At 45.7% G+C, this 5,487-nt stretch carries 5 protein-coding genes; 4 read left to right on the forward strand and 1 reads right to left on the reverse strand.

All coding sequences use genetic code 11. From position 1 onward, the window contains the following. A partial coding sequence (locus tag ACWVCM_RS08395) for an ATPase, T2SS/T4P/T4SS family (RefSeq protein WP_455201286.1) occupies positions 1–513 on the reverse strand: 513 nt, incomplete at its 3' end. Positions 514–767: 254 nt separating this feature from the next. On the opposite strand from ACWVCM_RS08395, the gene glnE reads away from it, so the two are divergent. The 4 genes from glnE to ACWVCM_RS08415 form a co-directional block, all read left to right on the forward strand. Next, complete coding sequence (glnE, locus tag ACWVCM_RS08400; RefSeq protein ID WP_455201287.1) at positions 768–3,656, forward strand: bifunctional [glutamate--ammonia ligase]-adenylyl-L-tyrosine phosphorylase/[glutamate--ammonia-ligase] adenylyltransferase; 2,889 nt, start codon at positions 768–770, stop codon at positions 3,654–3,656. 40 nt (positions 3,657–3,696) lie between these two features. Further along, the gene (locus tag ACWVCM_RS08405; RefSeq protein ID WP_455201288.1) at positions 3,697–4,620 is read left to right on the forward strand and encodes a branched-chain amino acid transaminase; all 924 of its coding nucleotides are present in this window, start codon (positions 3,697–3,699) and stop codon (positions 4,618–4,620) included. 36 nt (positions 4,621–4,656) lie between these two features. Continuing rightward, a complete protein-coding gene (locus ACWVCM_RS08410) occupies positions 4,657–4,863 on the forward strand; it encodes a zinc-finger domain-containing protein (protein WP_455201289.1) in 207 nt (68 codons plus the stop codon). A gap of 190 nt (positions 4,864–5,053) precedes the next feature. Further along, positions 5,054–5,487: hypothetical protein (locus tag ACWVCM_RS08415; RefSeq protein WP_455201290.1), on the forward strand; the 434-nt coding region annotated here is incomplete at its 3' end.

Consider the following 5,487-nt stretch of genomic DNA (forward strand, 5'->3'; position numbering starts at 1 on the left):
ACACTTTTTATGGTGGTGTACGAATTCAATGGGATCTTCAATCGTAATGATGTGACCCGTACTGTTTGAATTGCGGTAGTCAATCAGGGCAGCCAGGGATGTGGATTTACCAGAACCAGTGCCACCAACGAACAGGATTAGCCCACGTTTTTGCATGATGACTTTTTTCAGAATCGGTGGAAGTCCCAGTTCCTCAGCCTTGGGGATTTGTACTTTGATGTTACGGATAACCATGGCAACCTGGTTGCGTTGCTGGAAAACGTTGACACGGAATCGGCCTATACCGGGTGCGGAGTGGGCCAGATTCATTTCCGGCTTTTCTTCAAATTCCTCAATTTGTTCCTCGTTCATTAGCTCGTAGGCTAAATCCTTAACCCGTCCGGCAGGCATCGTGCCTTTTTCTATCGGTTTGAGGATACCCTGGATTTTGGCGCTCACCGCCGCGCCTGTCGTAAAATACAGGTCTGACGCGTCGTATTTCACCATTAACTTCAGGTAATCATTCATATCCATGGGTAAAACTCCGATAACTTATTGATTTATATATTAATAAAATATGGTTTGCTCATAAATACATCGGTCGAATGCAATGATTCTTTAGTGATCTGCTTGGCGAAAGTGGGGGATATTTGTTGCCGTTAGTGGTAAATTGCCGCGATCAATACAAAACAATAAAAACAGATTTGTGGCATTTGTGTGCCGTGTATCTGACTCGTAGCCGTGTATCTGGCTCGTAATCTGACTCGTAATTGTTAAGTGGTTAGCCAATGGATTTCTTATCGCGATACCCTGATTCCGTACAACAGCGCTTGAAGAGGGAGTGGGATGCTTTCGAGAATGGCCTGTCAGATGAAGAGTGGATCAATTCCCATCTTGCGGAACACAAGCAGGATCTCTTTCGTGTTTGGGGTTCGAGTGAATTTATAGCCAGGCAATGCGTTAGCCATCCAGCATTATTGGTGGATTTGGTCAATTCCAATGACTTATTCAGGCGCTATCCGGACGGATATTTCACCCATACGCTTCGACATCAAATAGCGCATGTCGCTACTGAAGCTGAATTACAACAACGCTTAAGACAGTTTCGTAACCGGGAAATGGTGCGCATCGCCTGGCGTGATATATGTGGCCAGGCAGACCTGGTGCAAACCATGTTCGATTTATCAAGCCTGGCAGATGCCTGTATCGCGGAAAGTTTACATTGCCTGCATCACTGGCTGGTTAAAGAGCTTGGCCAGCCGGAGGACAGCAATGGAAATAGCCAGCGTATGATCGTTTTGGCGATGGGCAAATTAGGGGCGTACGAACTCAATTATTCCTCCGATATCGATTTAATTTTTGCTTATCCGCAAGCGGGTGAAACCCGAAATACCGGCCGTACAGTCAGTAACGAACAGTTTTTTACTCGCTTAAGTAAACAATTGATTGCCTCTCTGGATTTACGCACTGGTGATGGATTTGTATTTCGCGTTGATATGAGATTACGTCCTTTTGGTGAAAGCGGACCGCTGGTGGTTAGTCTGGAAGCGTTGGAAAATTATTACCAGTCTCATGGGCGCGAGTGGGAACGTTATGCATTCATTAAGGCCAGGGTGGTGACAGGGGATCCTGGGCCCAGCAATGAACTTGTACAGATGTTGCGACCTTTTGTTTATCGCCGCTATCTGGATTACGGTGCCTATGAATCCTTGCGGGAAATGAAGCAGCTTATTGTTGCTGAAGTTGAGCGTAAAGGCTTGGGCGATAATGTTAAGCTCGGTGCAGGTGGTATTCGGGAAATTGAGTTTATCGGTCAGGCTTTTCAATTAATCCGTGGCGGACGCGATCCAGAATTACAGCAAAAACAGATTCTCCATACTTTAGATGTGTTGTGTGAAAAACAACAGTTACCGTCGTTCGTGGTGGAGGAGTTAAAAACAGCTTACCAGTTCCTGCGAACTACCGAACATCGTTTGCAGCAGGTTCGTGACGCGCAGACTCATCAATTACCCAGCGATTCTGATGAACAGCTATGTTTAGCGTTATCGATGGGCTTTCATTCCTGGGCTGACTTTTATAACCAGTTACAGGTTCATCGCCAACGGGTGCGTAATCATTTTGACCAGGTGTTTGAATCACCACAAATTTCCCAGTCTGATGAAGTGGATAATTCTTTACAGTTAAAACAGCTGTGGCTACAAAAGCTGGATAATGACAAGGCAAAAGAACTGTTAGGGGAGGCAGGTTATGAACACCCTGCATCAGTACTGGAGCTGCTGGTAAAACTGGGCTCGACATCCAGTACTCGATCCCTTTCACGTATAGGCCGGCAGCGGCTTGATGCGCTTATGCCATTGGTGCTTGCTGCTGTTGCGCCTTGTAAGGATTCCCATGACGTATTAAGACGGATTCTTGAATTAATTCAGGCGATTGCCAGGCGATCCAGTTATCTGGCGTTATTGTTGGAAAATCCCATGGCTTTGTCGCAACTCATTAAACTGTTTGCGGCTAGTCCATGGATAGCGCATCAGCTAAAACAGCATCCTCTTTTGTTGGACGAGCTACTGGACCCGCGCACCTTGTACCAGCCGCCTTCGCGACAGGAACTGGAGCAGGATTTGTCCAACCGTCTGGCGCATATTGATGCCCAAGATCTTGAACAGCAGATGGATGTGTTGCGACATTTCAAGCAAGCAAATGTGTTACGAGTTGCTGCGGCGGATATATCCGGTGCCGTACCATTGATGGTGGTTAGCGATCATTTAACTTATATTGCCGAAATTGTCGTAAACAGGGCCATGGAAATGGCGTGGTATCACATGGTGGAGCGCCATGGAACGCCGGGTAGTGGAAAGGAACATGACAGCAGGCAGCACTTTGCCGTCGTTGCCTACGGAAAACTGGGTGGAATTGAACTGAGTTATAGCTCCGATCTTGATTTAGTGTTTTTATATGACGCCGATCCTAATAAAGTTACCCGTGGTAAAAAATCCATAGCCAACGCGGTGTTTTACGCCCGCCTGGGTCAGCGTTTGATCCATATTCTTACCGCATTCACCCCTGCAGGAAATCTGTATGAGGTGGATATGCGCTTGCGGCCCAGCGGTGATTCGGGCTTGCTGGTCACCCATATTGACAGTTTCAGGGACTATCAAACGAAAAAAGCCTGGACCTGGGAACATCAGGCGCTGGTCCGTGCCAGGCCGGTCGCCGGTGATGCGCAAGTGATTGCCCGGTTTGACGAGATGCGCAAACAGGTGCTGATGCAGCAGCGTGACCGGAACCGGTTGCGAAAAGACGTGGTTGAGATGCGGGAAAAAATGCGCAAGGAATTGCTGCGCAGTGAAAAAGGATTTTTTGACCTGAAGCAGGGCGAAGGAGGTATCACTGATATTGAATTTATGGTCCAATATATGGTTCTTGCCTGGTCGACAAGTTATGATAATTTGTTAACTTATAGCGATAATATACGCATTCTGGACGCGATTGCTGAAAATGGGCTGTTTAGTGCGGAAGAATGTCGGGATCTGGCGGATAGTTATCGGGCATTCAGGTCGGACATTCACAAAATAGCGCTTCAGGAACAACCAGCAATAGTAGACGAAAAAACAGTGGCTAAACGACGTGCCCGGGTACGTGAAATTTGGCAAAAATACTTGCTGAACAGTGAAAATTAGTCGGTTAATCAATTTTTAAAGTTTGTTGAGGAGAAGAAGTATGTCGTTAGATGACCGCGATGGCGTCATCTGGATGGATGGGGAATTTGTGCCATGGCGTGAAGCCAAGGTTCATGTACTGACGCATACCCTGCACTATGGTATGGGCGTTTTTGAAGGTGTGCGAGCCTATAGAGCGGAGCAGGGTACCTGTATTTTCCGTTTAAAGGAACATACGGATCGTTTGTTTCGGTCCGCGCACATTATGAATATGCCAGTACCGTTTGATAAAGAAACGATCAATGAAGCACAGCGGGCGGCGGTACGAGAGAATAATCTGGAAACAGCCTATTTACGCCCCATGTTTTTTTATGGATCAGAAGGATTAGGACTACGCGCAGATAATTTGAAAGTCCACGCCATGGTAGCGGCATGGTCATGGGGTTCCTATTTGGGGGCTGATGGTCTGGAGAAAGGTATTCGTATCCGAACTTCATCCTTTACACGACATCACGTTAATATATCCATGTGTAAGGCTAAGGCCAATGGGCATTACATCAATTCCATGCTGGCGCTGCAGGAAGCGCTTAGTTGCGGTTATGATGAAGCCCTGTTGCTGGACACAGAAGGTTATGTTGCCGAAGGCAGCGGTGAAAATATTTTTATTATTCGTGATGGGGTTATCTATACCCCGGAATTAACCTCAGCTCTGGATGGTATTACACGCGACACGATATTCCGTTTGGCCGATGAGTTTGGCATACCGATGAAGGAAAAGCGGATTACGCGTGATGAAGTTTATGTGGCGGACGAAGCGTTTTTTACCGGAACCGCTGCGGAAGTGACGCCGATTCGTGAACTGGACAATCGTATGATCGGTAACGGTAGTCGCGGACCGATCACGGAAAAGTTGCAGTCAGCCTATTTTGATCTGGTGCATGGCCGGGGTGGGAAACATCCGGAATGGTTAACACCTGTAGCATAGATAAAAAATAATTGGAGTAAACTGGAGAATGCGAGAATGAGTGATACGCAAGGGACAAATTCTAACAATGAAAAAGTAGCCAATGCTCAGCAAAAATATGAAATTACGAAAGATGATTTGCCATTGCATTGTCCCATGGAAGGTATGAGCTTGTGGAATTCGCATCCGCGGGTTTATATACCCATGGATGACGGGCATGGAAAGTGTCCTTATTGTGGAGCTGAGTATAATTTGAAAGATTAAAGTGGATGGTCGAGAATCTCACTTTATAGTGAAAATTCGAGTCCATTGTCTTGATTACTATTTTGTAAATTTAATGCTACTTAAGAATCAGAATTGCCTGGATTAAAAGCCTGCGATTAAAACCAGTGTTGACTGTTTTCACAAAGCACTACTGACAACTCCAATGTATTCAGAAAACTTCACGTAATTTATGGTTAATAAGGTTGCCAGAAAAGGGAATACGGCAATTATTTGTCTGTCGCCATACAGTGGTGGTATGGAGATGGATGCAATAAAGCTGGCACGACTTTTATGCAATGATGTGCAAGTAACCTTGTTTGCCAAATCAGATCATTATATTGCGAAATATTATAATGAACATATGCAGAACAGTGCTATTTCGTTGGAAACAGTTGATTTTAACTCCGCGTTTAGTTATTCGATTATTCGCAAGACACGCAAAGTCATTAATGCCAGACAAATTAAAAACGTGATCTTTTTTGGCGCTTCGGAACTGCGCTCGTTGTATTTTGCTTTCCTGGGCTATGATTTGAATGTGATTGTGCGACATGGAACCACCAAAACCCGACCAAAGAAAGACTGGTTGCACCGATTGATTTACCGTTGTGTAGACTGCCATGTAGC

The sequence above is a fragment of the Kaarinaea lacus genome (assembly GCF_975902315.1).

What these genes read in the sequence shown, in the direction of transcription:
- glnE (WP_455201287.1), top strand. Translation starts at nt 768, where the DNA reads ATGGATTTCTTATCGCGATACCCTGATTCCGTACAACAGCGCTTGAAG.
- ACWVCM_RS08405 (WP_455201288.1), top strand. Translation starts at nt 3,697, where the DNA reads ATGTCGTTAGATGACCGCGATGGCGTCATCTGGATGGATGGGGAATTT.
- ACWVCM_RS08410 (WP_455201289.1), top strand. Translation starts at nt 4,657, where the DNA reads ATGAGTGATACGCAAGGGACAAATTCTAACAATGAAAAAGTAGCCAAT.